Source organism: Sphingopyxis sp. DBS4, from assembly GCF_024628865.1.
Lineage (GTDB): Bacteria > Pseudomonadota > Alphaproteobacteria > Sphingomonadales > Sphingomonadaceae > Sphingopyxis.
Window position 1 is genome coordinate 1,416,928 of the sequence record NZ_CP102384.1, and the last position, 14,202, is coordinate 1,431,129.

The following is a 14,202-nucleotide window of genomic DNA, read 5'->3' on the forward strand; positions in this document are numbered from 1 at the left end:
GGGGTGACGGTGGCGGGTTGCGTCTTTGGGTAATCTATCCCAGCAACACGACCGGACTATCGGCGCGCCAGTGCATGCTCACCTTGTCGTCCCAGGTGAAATCCTCCTGATCGTGGCGCGACAGGTTCGGGCGCGAGACGCGGAGGCGCGCCCCCGATTCGAGTTCGATCTCGAACAGCGTGATGTCGCCGAGGTAGCTCATCCCCTTGATCGTTCCGCGCGCGAAATTATGCCCGTCGGGCGCGTCCTGCGCGGCCGCCTTCACCGCCTTGCCCGCGCCGGGAACGTGGAGATAGATTTTCTCGGGCCGCAGCGCGATCCAGACGTCGGCGCCGTGCGGGCCGGTGACGCCGTGGTTCAGATAGACCTTGCCCAGCCCCGGACAATCGACCGCCGCCTTGTCGGGCTCGTCGAGGATCAACTTGCCCTCGAAGATGTTCACCGAGCCGACGAAATCGGCGACGAAGCGGTTGGCGGGATATTCGTAGAGATCAGACGGGGTCGCGAGCTGCGACACCTCGCCCTTGTTGATCACCGCGATCCGGCACGCCATCGACAGCGCCTCGTCCTGATCATGGGTCACGGTGACGAAAGTGATGCCGACCTTTTCCTGCAATTCCGAAAGCTCGAACTGCATCTGTGCGCGTAGCTTGGCGTCGAGTGCCGACAGCGGCTCGTCGAGCAGCAGCACCTTGGGTCGCATCACCAGACTACGCGCGAGCGCGACGCGCTGGCGTTGGCCGCCCGACATCTGGTCGGGCATCCGGCTCTCATACCCGCCGAGCTTGACGAGTTCGAGCGCTTCCGCGACTCGGTCGCGCACCTCGCCGCCTTTCAGGCCAGCGATCTTCAGGCCATAGGCGACATTGTCGGCGACGCTCATATGCGGGAAGACGGCATAGCTCTGGAACACCATATTCACCGGCCGCTTGTTCGGCGGGATGCCCGCCATATCCTGCCCGTCGATCAGGATGCGGCCCTCGGTCGGCAGCTCGAACCCCGCGATCATGCGCAGCAAGGTCGTCTTGCCGCAGCCCGAGGGGCCGAGCAGCACGAAAAACTCACCCGCCTGAATATCGAGGCTGACATTGTCGACCGCGGTCACCTTGCCGAAGCGTTTGGAGATGTTCTGGATCTGGATGATCGGTGGGGCGTCGGTCATGGTCAGTGGGTTTCCGCAATGGCTTTCACGCCCTGCAGCTTGAGCGCGATGGCGGTCAGGGCGACGGTCAGGATGATGAGGATGGTCGAGGCCGCGTTGACCTCAGGCGTCACCGAAAAGCGGAGCATCGAATAGACTTTCACCGGAAAGGTGATCGTCTCCGGCCCGCTGGTGAAATAGGTGATGACGAAATCGTCGAGGCTGAGCGTGAAGGACAGCAGCGCGCCCGCGACCAGCGCCGGCTTCATGTGCGGGATCAGCACGTCGCGGAACATCTGCCATTCGCCCGCGCCGAGGTCCTTCGCGGCCTCCTCCTGCTCGCGGTTGAAGCTTGCGAGGCGCGAGCGCACGACCATCGTCACGAAGGGGAAGCAGAAAGTGATGTGCGCGATGGTGATCGCGCCCAAGTTGAGCGGCCAGACGAGATCGGTCGGCCAGTGGAGCCCTTTGGCGAAGAACATCAGGAAGGCGACGCCCATGCAGATTTCGGGGACGATGATCGGCAGCGAGATCGTCCCGTCGACCGCGCCCTTGAAGGGAAAGCGGAAGCGCCACAGCATCACCGCCGCGACCGCGCCGAGGATCAGGCTGAACACCGTCGCGAGCGCCGCGATGGTCAGCGAATTGACCAGCGCCTCGATCAGCGCGTCGTTGTTCAGCGCCTTGTCGTAATATTTGAGCGTGAAGCCGCGCCAGACGACGTTGCGCTTGCTGTCATTGAAGCTGAAGATCATCAGCACGATCAGCGGCGCATAGAGAAAGACCATCACCGCGCCGACCCAGAGCCGCATCCACAGGGTGCGGCTATATTCGAGCGGGGCGATCGCGGTTCGGGAGAAGAGCGCCATCAGAGGGTCTCCGGCCCTTTCCGGCGCATCGATTGCAGCGCGATCAGGATGAACATCGCATAGATGAGGATGAAGGACAGCGCCGAGCCGAAGGGCCAGTCGTTCGCTTTCTTGAACTGGCGCTCGATCACGTTCGCGATCATCTGGCTGTCGGTGCCGCCCATCAGGTCGGGGGTGAGGTAGGCACCGAGCGCGGGGATCAGTGTGATCATCACGCCGGCGACGATCCCCGGCGCGGCGAGCGGAACGACGATGCGCAGGATCGTGCGGAAATGCCCCGCGCCGAGATCGAGGCTCGCCTCGATCAGGCTGCGATCGAGCCGGTCGAGCGCGGCATAGAGCGGCAGGACCATGAAGGGCAAATGGACATAGACGAGCCCGAAGACGACCGCGAAATTATTGAAGAGAAGCTGCACCGGCTCCCACGTTGGCAGCGGCTGGAGCCCGATCAGCGTCTTCACCCAGCTCGCGCCGCCCCACAGCGCGCCGAGCCCCTTATTGGCATAGCCCTGCTGCCCGAGCAGGATCATCAGCGCATAGGTGCGGACGAGCAGGTTGGTCCAGAAGGGCAGCATGATGCCGAGCAGCAGCCACGGCCGCCATTTCTCGCTCGCGAAGGTGATCGCCATCGCGACGGGAAAGCCGACGATCAGGCAGATCAGGGTGACGAGCGCGGCGACCGCGAAACTCTTGCCGAAGATGCCGAGATAGAGCCACTCGGTCGCACGCTTGTAATTGTCGAGCGTGCCCGAGACGTGGATTTCGTTGAGCCCGGCATTCTCGCCGAAACTGTAGAACCAGACGATCGCCATCGGGACGACGAAGAAGACGAGCGTCCATAGCAGCGTCGGCAGCGATACCGCCGCGAAGCCCCTCTTGTTGGCTTTCCAGTCCTGCTCGGCCATCCCCCCGATGCCTCCAGACTATGATGCGCTTGCGATATTACACTCCGTCATTGCGAGCGGAGCGAAGCAATCCAGGGCGGTTTGCGCCCGCTCTGGATTGCCGCGGGCCTTCGGCCCTCGCAATGACGAGGCTGGTGAACGCGCCCACGGCTTACGCCGCCCGCACCTTGGTGAAGGCTTCCTCGTAGAGCGGCTGGAGCTTTTCGTTGAACTTCGCATATTCGCACCGCGCGAGGACGTCGGCGGGCGGATAGATGACGGGGTTGTTCCTGTAGCTGTCGGGCATCAGCGCCTTGGCCGCCGCGTTCGGAGTCGGGAAGAGGATCGTTTCGGTGATCTTCTTGTCGACCTCGGCATCGAGCATATAGTTGATGAAGGCGTGGGCGTTTTTCGGATGCGGCGCGCCCTTCGGGATGGCGAGCGTGTCCGAATTGAACTGGCTGCCTTCCTTCGGCACGATGAAATCGAGGTCGTCGTCCTCGGTCATCACCTGCGCGATGTCGCCATTATATTCGAGCACGACGTCGCAATCGCCCTTCATCAGCAGGTCCTGCCCGTCGTCCTCGTGGAATTTCTTCACATAGGGCTTCTGCTTGATCATCATCGCCGAGATCGTCTCGATATCGGCGGGGGTGAGGGCATTGACCGACTTGCCGAGATATTTGCCGTAGAGGCGGTACATGTCGCCGGCTTCGGACAGCCAGGCGATGCGGTCCTTATATTCGTCGCTGTCGAACAGCACTTTCCAACTATCCGGCTTCGCCTTCACCTTCGACTTGCGATAGCCGATGCCGAGCACCAGCCAGGTATAGGGCATCGAGAATTTGCGGCCCGGGTCGTAATCGACGTTCATGAAGCTCGGGTCGATATTCTTGATGTTCGGAATCTGCGCATGGTCGAGCGGTTGCAGCATGTCGGCGCGGATCATGCGCTCGACGAAGTCGTTCGACGGCACGATCACGTCATAGCCGGGATTGCCCGCCTTGAACTTCGCGAACAGGGTATCGTTGCTGTCGAACAGGTCCATCGTGACGTCGACGCCGGTCGCCGCCTTGAAATCGTCGAGCGTCGTCTCGCCGATATAGGTGTCCCAATTATAGAAGTTGAGCTTGGCTTCCTCGCCGTTCGCGAGCTTCTTGCCTTCGCCCTTGCCGCACGCCGCGAGCCCGCCAAAGCTGATCCCGACCGCCGCGACCCCCAGCGCCTGAAGCAACGAACGGCGACCGCGGCTTTGCCCCAAGAGTTCCTTCAGATCCATGGCCGGCCTCCCTGTTTCAATGGGTGAAGCTGACTCAATAATGGCGGGTTGGAAAGAGGCTATTTTGCGGCGTCGCGCAAATTTTTGAATGGATCATGCGTTGCGAAGATACCAGTCGTAATCGAGCGTCGGAACGACGCTGAAATAATGGTCCTGCTCGACGCGCTTCACGATGCTGAACATGTCGACGAAGCGGTCGCCGAGATAGTCGCGCATCAACGCCGAGGCGTGGAAACGATCGACCGCGGCGAACCAGTTCGACGGCGGCTTCTCGCCGCCGCTGTTCTCCCGGTCATAGCCGTTACCGACGACCGCCGCGCCGGGATCGGTCTTGTTCATCATCCCGTGATGCATCCCCGCCAGCACCGCCGCGGCCGCGAGATAGGGGTTGGCGTCGGCGCCGCAGGCGCGATGCTCGACATGGCGGCTCGCGGGCGGCCCTGCCGGGATGCGGAAGGAGACGGTGCGGTTGTTGACCCCCCAGGTCGGCGCGACCGGGGCATAGCTGTTCGCCTTGAAGCGACGATAGCTGTTCGCGTGCGGCGCGAAAAGCGCGAAGCCGTCGCCGACGCTGGCGATCATCCCGCCGATCGCATGGCGCAGCGCGGGCGTGCCCTCGGGATCGTCGCTCGCGAAGATGTTCGCGCCGCTCGCGTCATCGACCGAGACATGGATATGCATCCCGCTGCCCGCCTGTTCGGCGAAGGGCTTCGCCATGAAGGTTGCCTCGAGGCCGTGCTGCTGCGCGACCGCCTTGACCAGCCGCTTGTACATGATCGCATCGTTGCAGGCGCGTAAGCCGTCGGGCTTGTGGCGCAGGGTCAGCTCGAACTGGCCCGGCGCGAATTCGGAGATCGTGCTTTCGAGCGGCAGGCCCTGTCCATCGGCCGCTGCATAAAGCGCGTCGAAGAAGGGCCGGAAATCGTCGAGCTCGCGCAGGCCATAGACCTCGACATTGCGCGGCGTATCGCGGCTGTAACCGGGGTGGGCGGGGCGGATCGTCCCATCGCGCGCGCGGCGCGGATCGACGAGGTAGAATTCGAGCTCGATTGCGAGCACCGGCGTCAGCCCGTCGGCGGCGAAACGATCGAGCACGCGGCCGAGGACGTGGCGGGGGTCGAGGTCGTGCGGCGTGCCGTCGAGTTCGTAGAAGCTGGTCAGGAATTGCGCGGCCTGGTCGCCGCCCCACGGCGTGCGGACGAGCGTTCCGGGAACCGGCTTCATCGAGCGATCGGCATCGCCATCTTCCCACACGAGGCCGGTCTCGACCGTGTCCTGCCCGGTGATATCGACGACGGTGATCGATCCCGGCATCATCCGGCCGCTGTCATAGACCGCGAGCACTTCGTGCCGGCGCAGCCGCTTGCCGCGCGGAACGCCGCCCATGTCGGTATAGATGAGCTCGATCGAATCGACGTCGGGATTGGCCGCGAAAAAGGCCTCGGCCTCCGACCTCGGGGCGATCACGCCCGATGACTTCGACATGGATTACGCTCCTTCACCCCAATCGGTCGCGCAGCGCATACCAGAGCAGGCCGAGCGTGGCGAGCGGTCGGCGGAGCCATGTGCCGCCGGGAAACGGCCGCGACGGCAGGCTCGCCAGCACGTCGAACCGCTCGGCCGTTCCCGCCATCGCTTCGGCGATCAACTCGCCCGCGAGCGTCGTCACCAGCGCGCCGTGCCCCGAAAAGCCGTGCGCGAAGAAGATATTCCCGCGCCGCCCGATATGCGGCAGCCGGCTGCGTGTCACCGCGACCGCGCCGCCCCAGCCATAATCGATCTTCGCCTCTGCGATCTGCGGGAACACCTCGGCCATGAATGGCCGCACGAAGGCGGCGATGTCGCGCGGCGGGGTCTGCGAATAGCGCTCGCCGCCGCCGAAGATCAGGCGCTTGTCGGCCGAGAGGCGGAAATAGTTGAGCACGAACCGGCTGTCGGCGATCGCGGCGTCGCTGGGGAGCAACTCATCGGCGTTCGCGAGCGGCGCGGTCGCGATATTATAGTTCATGATCGGCACGGTGTAGCGGCCGAGATCGGGCTCGACCTCGCCGATCCAGCTATCGGTCGCGTCGATGAAATAACGCGCTTCGACCGATGCGTCGCGGGTGAGCAATTCGCCGGGGTTGAAATCGAAGAGCCCCGTGACGCGCTCTTTTTCGACGATGCGAACCCCGGCGGCTTCCGCCGCTTTCGCTAGCCCGATCGCATAGTTCAACGGGTGGAAATGCCCGCCCTGCGGATCGTGGATGCCGCCATGATAGAGCGGGCTCGCGATATGCGCGCCCATGTCGGCCTTCGCGACACTATCGCTTGCATAGCCGAAGCGCGCGGCGAGGTAATCGGCCTCGCGCTGCATTGCGCCCATATCCTTCGGCGTCCACGCCGCCTCCAAATGGCCGGTTTTGAGATCGCACGCGATGCCGTGCCGGGCGATCCGCGCTTTCACCCGATTGTCGCGCCAGCAGAGGTCGAACAGCGCATCGGCGCGGTCGCGGCCCAATTCTGCTTCCAGTTCCGACGCCGTCCAGCGGAGGCCGGGAATCAATTGCCCGCCGTTGCGTCCCGAGGCGCCGAAGCCGATATGCTCGGCCTCGAACAGGATCACCGAAAAGCCGCGCTCGGCACAGGCCAGTGCGGCGCTGAGACCCGTGAAGCCGCCGCCGATCACCGCGACGTCGCACGCCAGCTCCCCATCGAAGGGGCGTGGCCGCCAATCCTGCGCGTTCGCGGCGTAATAGCTGTCGGCGAGCCGGTCGATCATCACACCCGCATCAGCAGATGTTCGCGCTCCCAGCTCGACACTACCGACTGATAGTTGAACAGCTCATAATCCTTCACCGCGAAGAAGATTTCGAAGAAATCGTCGCCGAGCAGGTTGCGGACCTTCTTGCACGAAGCAAAGCGGTCGAGCGCTGCTTCCAACGTGCGGGGCAGGGTGCGTGCGCGGTTGTAGGCGCTGCCGGTGATCGGCTTCGGGGGCACCATGCGGTCGACCATGCCGATATAGCCGCAGACGAGCGATGCCGCGATCGCCAGATAGGGATTGCTGTCGGCGCCGGGCAGACGGTTCTCGACGCGGCGGTTGTTGCGGTCGGAGACCGGCACGCGGAATCCGCACGAACGATTGTCGACGCCCCATTGCACATTGATCGGCGCCGCGCTGTCTGGGCGCATGCGGCGAAAGCTGTTCACGTTCGGCGCCCACATCGGCGAGATTTGCGGCATGAAGCGGATGAGCCCCGCGACATAGGAACGGAACGCCGCGCTGTCGCGCCCATTGGCGGTCGCGAACAGGTTGCGCCCGGTCTCTGCGTCGACGACCGACTGGTGGATATGCATCGCGCTGCCCGGCTGGCCCGCCATCGGGTTCGCCATGAAAGTCGCATAGACATTGTGCTGCTTCGCGACATTGCGGACGACGCGCTTGAACAGGAAGACCTCGTCGGCGAGGCGCAGCGGGTCGCCGTGGATGAAATTCACCTCGAGCTGCGCCGCGCCCATTTCGTGGATCATCGTGTCGATATCGAGTCCCATCAACTCGCAATCGTCATAGATATGATCGATGATATCCTCATATTCGTTCATCGCTTCCAGCCCATAGGGCTGGCTTGCGGTCTCGCTGCGGCCCGACTGGCCTACGGGGGGCGTCAGTGGAAAGTCGGGGTCGGCGTTCTGCGAGACGAGATAGAATTCGACCTCGGGCGCGATGATCGGCTTCCATCCCTTGTCGGCATAGAGCGCGAGCACCTTTTTCAGGATCGTCCGCGGCGCGATGTCGACCTCGGTCCCGTCGCCATTATAGGCGTCGGCGATCACGAAGGCGGTCGGTGAGGTAAAGCCCGGCGCGACGCAGATGGTATCGGGGTCGGCGAGCAATATCTTGTCGGGATCCTTGTCCCAGATATCGTCGATATCCTCCGGGTAATGGCCGTCGATGGTGCAGATGAAAACGCTGCCGGGAATGCGCAGCGACTTGTCCTTCACCGACGAGAGGAACTTCTTGGCGGGCAGCACCTTGCCGCGCTGGACCCCGTTGATGTCGGGGACGATGCATTCGACTTCGTCGACCGCGTGCTCGCTGATCCATTGTTCCAGATTGACCGCCATGCGCCCCCGATTGGGCCGAGGAACCGGCCCGCTTGTGGAAGGCCAGCCTATCGCAACCCCGGACGAAGCGCCAGAGGGGCCGGTATCGGCCATTTTTCCGTGGATCTTTAGGGAGCGAATGTCTGGTTTCGACCGGAAGCGGCCGCCCGGCATCTCCTAACTTTGTCATCCCCGCGAAAGCGGGGACCCAGAGCATGCGTCGGCTAACCCCATACTGGGTTCCCGCTTTCGCGGGAATGACGAAGGTGGGGAGGGGCAGCTCCCCACCCCAAAGCCGCCATTCCGTCAGGCGATTTTTCGCTGTCCTACTTTATTCGGGCGCGATAGCGTTACGCCATGTCGATGCCCGCGCATCCCGTCTCCTGCGATCGCGCCCTGCATGGCGTATCCATCGACAGGGGCGAAACAAGAGGGGGACGTAGCGTGACTTTCGTGACCTTTGGAATAAAATTACACGGAACAGCGCGGGCGCGTCGGACGGTCATGGAGATGCGCAATGCAGGGTGACAACGACGTTCTGGCCTCCTTCTGGATGCCCTTCACCGCGAACCGGTCTTTCAAGGCGCATCCGCGCCAGCTCGTCGCGGCGAGCGGCATGCATTACCGATCGGGCGACGGGCGCGAGATTCTCGACGGCACCGCGGGCCTGTGGTGCAGCAACGCCGGCCATTGCCGGCCCGAGATCACCGAGGCGATCGCCAAGGCGGCGGCGACGCTCGATTTCGCGCCGACCTTCCAGCTTGGCCACCCGGCGCCGTTCGAGCTGGCGCAGCGGCTTGGCGCGCTGATGCCCGCGGGGCTCGACCGCATCTTCTTCACGAACAGCGGGTCGGAGTCGGTCGATACCGCGCTCAAGATCGCGCTCGCGGTGCAGCGCGCGAGGGGGCAGGGAACGCGCACCCGGCTGATCGGGCGCGAGCGCGGCTATCATGGCGTCGGTTTCGGCGGGATCAGCGTCGGCGGCATCGTCAGCAATCGCCGGACCTGGCCCGGGCTTCCTGGCACCGACCATCTTCGCCATACGCACGACCTGGCGCGCAACGCCTTCACGCGCGGCTTTCCGCGGCATGGCGCCGAACTCGCCGACGACCTCCAGCGCCTCGTCGATCTGCACGGGGCGGAAACGATCGCGGCGGTGATCGTCGAGCCGATGGCGGGCTCGACCGGAGTGTTGTTGCCGCCCGACGGCTATCTTCAGCGGCTCCGCGAGATCTGCGACCGCCACGGCATCCTGCTGATCTTCGACGAGGTGATCACCGCCTTCGGCCGCGTCGGCGCCGCGACCGCGGCCGAGGCGTGGGGCGTCACACCGGACATCATCACGATGGCGAAGGGGCTGACCAACGCCGCGGTGCCGATGGGTGCGGTCGCGGTGAAGCGCGAGTTGCACGACGCGGTGATCGACAGCGTTCCGGGCGGGATCGAGCTGTTCCACGGCTACACCTATTCGGGGCACCCGCTGGCGAGCGCCGCCGGGCTGGCGACGCTCGACCTCTATGCGCGCGAAAGCCTGTTCGACCGTACGAACGAACTCGCCGCTTATTGGGAAGAGGCCGCGTTCAGCCTGAAGGGCCGGCGCCATGTCATCGACATTCGCACCGTCGGGCTGGTCGCGGGCATCGAACTCGAACCGCGCCCCGGCGCGCCGACCGCGCGTGCGATGGAATTGTTCCATGCCTGCTTCGACAACGGCCTGCTCGTCCGCGCGACCGGCGACATCCTTGCACTGTCGCCGCCGCTGATTGTCGAGAAGGTCCAGATCGACGAGATGTTCGGCAAGATTGGCGATCTGCTGAACGCGATCGACTGACGCTGCCGCAGATTTGCCACGCCTCGCAGGGCGAACGACCCGGCTGTGCCGAAACGGGACGAACAGCCTATGGTCTATGAAGACCAAATGCGGTAAAGGCCCGCAACGCCGGAATCGGCGAATCTCCCCTTGATACAGGTTTTTACAGTGTCCTTTGCTTTTCGTTACCTCGCCCCGGCGGTCGTCGCGGCGTCGCTGGCGGCTTTGCCCGTGCTGGCGCAGTCGGGTTCGTCGATCACCGGGATCGACGCGCTCAAGGAGTGGAATCTTGTCGTCCTCGGCAATCTCGAATCCTCGTCAGAGGTCGAGGGGCGGACATTCGTCGGCGGCAATCTGACCGGCAATTCGTCGAACTACAACATTCGCGGTGGCACGCCCTCTGCCAACGGCCAGCCGGGGCTGACCGTCGTCGGCGATGTCACCGGCGGGCACAAGAATCTCAACAATAGTTCGGGCGCGGTCGTCGGGGGAATGTCAGCAGCGGTTTCAACCTCAACGGTGCGCCGCAGACGGTGAAGGTCGGCGGGACGATCAGCAACACCAATGTCAACCAGAACACCGTCCTCTCGAACCTCGGCACGAGCGACCCCGCCTTCACGGTCAAGCTCCAGCAGCAGAAAAGCGACCTCAAGGACAGCATGGGCAGCCTGTCCTATGCGATGGGAACGCTGACCTCGAACAGCCAGCTCAGCATCCAGGGCAACCGCGGCATTTTCAATGCCCAGCCCGATGCGAAGGGGATGGCGGTATTCAATATCAGCGCCGCCGACCTCGACAAGATCGGCGAGATTCAGTTCAACCTGAACGGAGCCGACACCGCGATCGTCAACGTCACCGGCCGGGCGATCAACCTCAACGACAATTTCCTCGGCGGAACGAACAACCTCGGCGAGCATGTCATCTGGAATTTCCCCGACGCCGAGGAACTGAACGTCACCACCGCCTGGGGCGGCTCGGTGCTCGCGCCGCTCGCCGATGCAGAAACGCGCAATTACATCCAGGGCTCGGCAGTCTTCGGCAATCTCAAGCAGAATGGCGAGATGCACATCGGCACGTATAATGGCACTTATTCGCCGCCGCCGTCGGGAGGTTCCTCCTCGGGCGGGTCGTCGAGCGGCGGCTCCAGCTCGGGCGGCGATCCGGTGCCGGTACCCGAACCCGGCATGGTCGGGCTGTTCGGCCTGGGCGTCGCGGGGCTGATCTATCTGCGGCGGCGGCGCGCGAAGCGCGAGGATTAGGCGCCGTCCGCGAGCGGGAAGGCCACCGAAACCCGCGTGCCCTTCCCAAGCGCGCTTTCGATATCGAGCAGCCCCTGATGGCGCTCGCTGATATGCTTGACGATCGCGAGACCAAGGCCGGTGCCGCCGACCGAGCGGCTGCGTGCCTCGTCGACGCGGTAGAATCGCTCGGTCAGGCGCGGGAGGTGATCGGGGGCGATGCCGTCGCCTTCGTCGCTGACCGACAGGCGGATGCGCTGTCCTTCGCGGGCCAGTTCGACCGTCACCGGCGTGCCGGCGCGGCCATATTTCATCGCGTTCGAGACGATGTTGTGCACGAGCTGGCCAAGCTGTGCCTCGTCGCCAAGCATCGGCTGCTTTTCCGTTCCGAACCGCGCGACGATATCCTTGGGGCGTGCGGCTTCGCTGTCCTGTAGCTGCGCGATCGTATTGCGCACGATCGCGGCGAGATCGACCGATGCCGTCGGGCGGCGAAAGCGGTCGGCCTCGACACGCGAAATGGACAGGAGGTCGATAACGAGTTGCTGCATGCGGCCCGCCTCGCGCTCGATGATCGAAAGGAAGCGGTGACGCATCGGGCCATCGGCCTCGCCATCCATGTCCTGTAACGTCTCGACATAGCCGAGGATCGCCGCCAGCGGCGTCCTGAGCTCGTGGCTGGCGTTGGCGACGAAGTCCGATCGCATGCGATCGGCAGCGTCGATCGCCGTGCGGTCGGACAGGAAGATGATCCGGTCGTCCCCCGACAGCGCCGCGACACGCATCGTCCAGCGCTGTCCCGGGCGCGGAAAGTCGACGAGATTCAGCGTTTCGAGCGGCGCTTCGCCGCCGATGCGCGCCAGCCATTCGGTCGCGGCAGGGTGGCGGATCGCGGTGCGGACGTCCGCACCGACGATGTGCCGACCAAGCAGGCGCACCGCGGCATCGTTGGCGATCGTCACGATAGTGCCGTCGACCCCGATCAGCGGCTCCTGCTCCTGATCGACCCAAAGCGCGAAATCGGGGTGACGCAGCAGCGAGAACAGGGGCGCTTCGACCGGGGACGGCGCCTGCGGCTCGGGAAGCTGCGCGGGGAGAGCGGTATAGACCGCGGCCGCGCCGACGATGCCCGCCAGCGCCAGAATCACGATCGTCAGCGCGTCACCGCCGGCCAGCGCGGCAAAGATCGCCGCGACCGCAATCAACGTCAGGGCGGCGACAAGGCTCGAAAGGCGATCGAACATCGCCTCTGCGCCTCGCATGAAGCGAGGGGCCGTGCAAGGATGTTCGCGGCCGTTAACCCTCGTTCGGGACATGTCCCATTGCGGGAAGCGCCGCGATGGGCGCGGTGTTTCGCTTTTCCTGTCCGCCGCATTGAGCTATGCGCTTCGCGATGGAAAACAGTGATATCCCGGCCGAAAATCCCGTTCACGACGAAGAAGGCGTGCCGTCGCGGCGCCGGATGCTGGCGCTCGGCGCGGTGGGCGTGTCGGCGGCGCTGACGATCCGGCCCGCCTTTGCCCAGACCGCGGTATCGGTGATGAACTGCCAGATTCCGGTGCCCGGGCCGACCGCGGCCGGTCAATATATCGACGCAAGCGGCAAGCTGGTGCCGGCGGGAACCAAGGGTGCCTTTCCCGGCTCGCCGCGTCCCTTTACGGGCGAAGAGGTTCGGCGTGCGTTTCGCGGTCAGACGCTGCCCGGCGCGACCTACAACCAGTCGCAAGCCTATCTCCAATATATCCGGCGCTTGCAGGCGGGGCAGAGCGGCTTTACCTGTTTCGCATCGATCCAGATGCCGCGCTGATCATCCCCGTCTCGGGCGATGAACGGCATCGCCAGACAAAGGGATATATGTGAAACTAGCTTCGCTCAAAGCCGGCCGCGACGGGCGGCTGGTCGTCGTGTCGGACGATCTCGCCTGGTACGCCGACGCCGGCCAGATCGCCCCGACGATGCAATATGCGCTCGACAACTGGGCCTATGCCGCGCCGCGCCTCGCCGCGCTGGCCGAAGACCTCAATCACGATGCGATCCCGAAAGAGCGGTTCCACGAGCGCGATGCCGCCTCGCCGCTGCCGCGCGCCTATCAATGGGCCGACGGCAGCGCCTATGTGAACCATGTCGCGCTGGTACGACAGGCGCGCGGGGCGGAGATGCCCGACAGTTTCTGGCACGATCCGTTGATGTATCAGGGCGGCAGCGATGCCTTTCTCGCGCCGCGCGATCCGATCCCGCTCGGTGATCCAGCCTGGGGCTGCGACATGGAGGCGGAGGTCGTCGTCGTTACCGGCGACGTGCCGGCCGGGATCGATCCGGTCGCGGCGCGCGAGCATATCCTGCTCGTCGGCCTGACCAACGACGTGTCGCTGCGCGGGCTGATCCCGGCCGAACTCGCCAAAGGATTCGGTTTCTTCCAGTCGAAGCCGTCGTCCGCCATGTCGCCGGTGTTCGTCACGCCCGAAGCGCTGGGCGATCGCTGGCAGGGCGGCAAGCTGCACGGCGCGCTGTGTGTCGATCTCAACGGGCAGCCGCTCGGCCGCGCCGACGCGGGGGTCGATATGACCTTCGACTTCGGCCAGCTCATCGCGCACGCGGCGAAGACGCGTAACCTCGGTGCGGGGACGATCATCGGGTCGGGAACGGTGTCGAACCGCGACGCCGACGGCGGTCCCGGCAAGCCGATCGGCGAGGGCGGGCTCGGCTATTGCTGCCTCGCCGAAGTGCGGACGGTCGAGACCATCCGGCAGGGTGAACCGAAGACGCCCTTCATGCAAAAGGGCGACGTCGTGCGCATCTGGATGGATGACGAGCGCCATCACAGCATTTTCGGCGCGATCGAACAGCAGGTCGGCTGAGAAACGAAAAGGGGCGGGATCGCTCCCGCCCCTTCGA

General features: G+C 64.6%; 13 protein-coding genes. 5 read left to right on the forward strand and 8 right to left on the reverse strand.

The features are described 5' to 3' along the window. Nucleotides 1-34: 34 nt before the first annotated feature. From NP825_RS06575 to NP825_RS06605, 7 genes are all read right to left on the reverse strand, one after another. Nucleotides 35-1,162: an ABC transporter ATP-binding protein gene (locus NP825_RS06575; RefSeq protein WP_257549613.1), complete on the reverse strand. Its 1,128-nt coding sequence runs from the start codon at nucleotides 1,160-1,162 to the stop codon at nucleotides 35-37. A gap of 2 nt (nucleotides 1,163-1,164) precedes the next feature. Continuing rightward, entirely contained in the window at nucleotides 1,165-2,010 is an 846-nt protein-coding gene (locus NP825_RS06580) for an ABC transporter permease (RefSeq protein ID WP_257549615.1), read from the reverse strand. Further along, a complete protein-coding gene (locus tag NP825_RS06585; protein ID WP_257549617.1) occupies nucleotides 2,010-2,915 on the reverse strand; it encodes an ABC transporter permease in 906 nt (301 codons plus the stop codon). Before NP825_RS06585 ends, NP825_RS06580 begins: the two co-directional genes overlap by 1 nt. A gap of 151 nt (nucleotides 2,916-3,066) precedes the next feature. Next, nucleotides 3,067-4,173 carry a PotD/PotF family extracellular solute-binding protein gene (locus NP825_RS06590; protein ID WP_257549619.1) on the reverse strand — a complete coding sequence of 369 codons (1,107 nt, stop codon included), beginning with the start codon at nucleotides 4,171-4,173 and terminating at the stop codon, nucleotides 3,067-3,069. 93 nt (nucleotides 4,174-4,266) lie between these two features. Then, nucleotides 4,267-5,658: a glutamine synthetase family protein gene (locus tag NP825_RS06595; protein WP_257549621.1), complete on the reverse strand. Its 1,392-nt coding sequence runs from the start codon at nucleotides 5,656-5,658 to the stop codon at nucleotides 4,267-4,269. A 13-nt stretch (nucleotides 5,659-5,671) separates the two neighbouring features. Then, entirely contained in the window at nucleotides 5,672-6,934 is a 1,263-nt protein-coding gene (locus tag NP825_RS06600) for an FAD-binding oxidoreductase (RefSeq protein WP_257549624.1), read from the reverse strand. Next, the gene (locus tag NP825_RS06605) at nucleotides 6,934-8,280 is read right to left on the reverse strand and encodes a glutamine synthetase family protein (RefSeq protein WP_257549626.1); all 1,347 of its coding nucleotides are present in this window, start codon (nucleotides 8,278-8,280) and stop codon (nucleotides 6,934-6,936) included. Before NP825_RS06605 ends, NP825_RS06600 begins: the two co-directional genes overlap by 1 nt. A gap of 496 nt (nucleotides 8,281-8,776) precedes the next feature. Here NP825_RS06605 and NP825_RS06610 point away from each other — a divergent pair, with 496 nt between their 5' ends. The 3 genes from NP825_RS06610 (at nucleotide 8,777) to NP825_RS06615 (ending at nucleotide 11,328) form a co-directional block, all read left to right on the forward strand. Further along, nucleotides 8,777-10,090 carry an aspartate aminotransferase family protein gene (locus NP825_RS06610; protein WP_257549628.1) on the forward strand — a complete coding sequence of 438 codons (1,314 nt, stop codon included), beginning with the start codon at nucleotides 8,777-8,779 and terminating at the stop codon, nucleotides 10,088-10,090. 147 nt (nucleotides 10,091-10,237) lie between these two features. Further along, complete coding sequence (locus tag NP825_RS23630; protein ID WP_374046536.1) at nucleotides 10,238-10,606, forward strand: collagen-binding domain-containing protein; 369 nt, start codon at nucleotides 10,238-10,240, stop codon at nucleotides 10,604-10,606. Further along, nucleotides 10,603-11,328: a choice-of-anchor A family protein gene (locus NP825_RS06615; RefSeq protein WP_374046537.1), complete on the forward strand. Its 726-nt coding sequence runs from the start codon at nucleotides 10,603-10,605 to the stop codon at nucleotides 11,326-11,328. The genes NP825_RS23630 and NP825_RS06615 overlap by 4 nt, the downstream gene beginning before the upstream one ends. On the opposite strand, the gene NP825_RS06620 is transcribed toward NP825_RS06615, so the two are convergent. Then, nucleotides 11,325-12,551: an ATP-binding protein gene (locus NP825_RS06620; protein ID WP_257549630.1), complete on the reverse strand. Its 1,227-nt coding sequence runs from the start codon at nucleotides 12,549-12,551 to the stop codon at nucleotides 11,325-11,327. The two genes, NP825_RS06615 and NP825_RS06620, sit on opposite strands and share 4 nt — an antisense overlap. 149 nt (nucleotides 12,552-12,700) lie before the next feature. On the opposite strand from NP825_RS06620, the gene NP825_RS06625 reads away from it, so the two are divergent. Both NP825_RS06625 and NP825_RS06630 read left to right on the forward strand, forming a co-directional pair. After that, nucleotides 12,701-13,114 (forward strand): hypothetical protein, encoded by a 414-nt coding sequence (locus NP825_RS06625; RefSeq protein WP_257549632.1) that lies wholly within the window; start codon nucleotides 12,701-12,703, stop codon nucleotides 13,112-13,114. A gap of 49 nt (nucleotides 13,115-13,163) precedes the next feature. Then, complete coding sequence (locus NP825_RS06630) at nucleotides 13,164-14,165, forward strand: fumarylacetoacetate hydrolase family protein (RefSeq protein WP_257549634.1); 1,002 nt, start codon at nucleotides 13,164-13,166, stop codon at nucleotides 14,163-14,165. Nucleotides 14,166-14,202 lie beyond the last annotated feature (37 nt).

Coding starts and splice junctions, on each gene's coding strand:
- NP825_RS06575 (WP_257549613.1), bottom strand. CDS start 1,162: ATGACCGACGCCCCACCGATCATCCAGATCCAGAACATCTCCAAACGC.
- NP825_RS06580 (WP_257549615.1), bottom strand. CDS start 2,010: ATGGCGCTCTTCTCCCGAACCGCGATCGCCCCGCTCGAATATAGCCGC.
- NP825_RS06585 (WP_257549617.1), bottom strand. CDS start 2,915: ATGGCCGAGCAGGACTGGAAAGCCAACAAGAGGGGCTTCGCGGCGGTA.
- NP825_RS06590 (WP_257549619.1), bottom strand. CDS start 4,173: ATGGATCTGAAGGAACTCTTGGGGCAAAGCCGCGGTCGCCGTTCGTTG.
- NP825_RS06595 (WP_257549621.1), bottom strand. CDS start 5,658: ATGTCGAAGTCATCGGGCGTGATCGCCCCGAGGTCGGAGGCCGAGGCC.
- NP825_RS06600 (WP_257549624.1), bottom strand. CDS start 6,934: ATGATCGACCGGCTCGCCGACAGCTATTACGCCGCGAACGCGCAGGAT.
- NP825_RS06605 (WP_257549626.1), bottom strand. CDS start 8,280: ATGGCGGTCAATCTGGAACAATGGATCAGCGAGCACGCGGTCGACGAA.
- NP825_RS06610 (WP_257549628.1), top strand. CDS start 8,777: ATGCAGGGTGACAACGACGTTCTGGCCTCCTTCTGGATGCCCTTCACC.
- NP825_RS06620 (WP_257549630.1), bottom strand. CDS start 12,551: ATGTTCGATCGCCTTTCGAGCCTTGTCGCCGCCCTGACGTTGATTGCG.
- NP825_RS06625 (WP_257549632.1), top strand. CDS start 12,701: ATGGAAAACAGTGATATCCCGGCCGAAAATCCCGTTCACGACGAAGAA.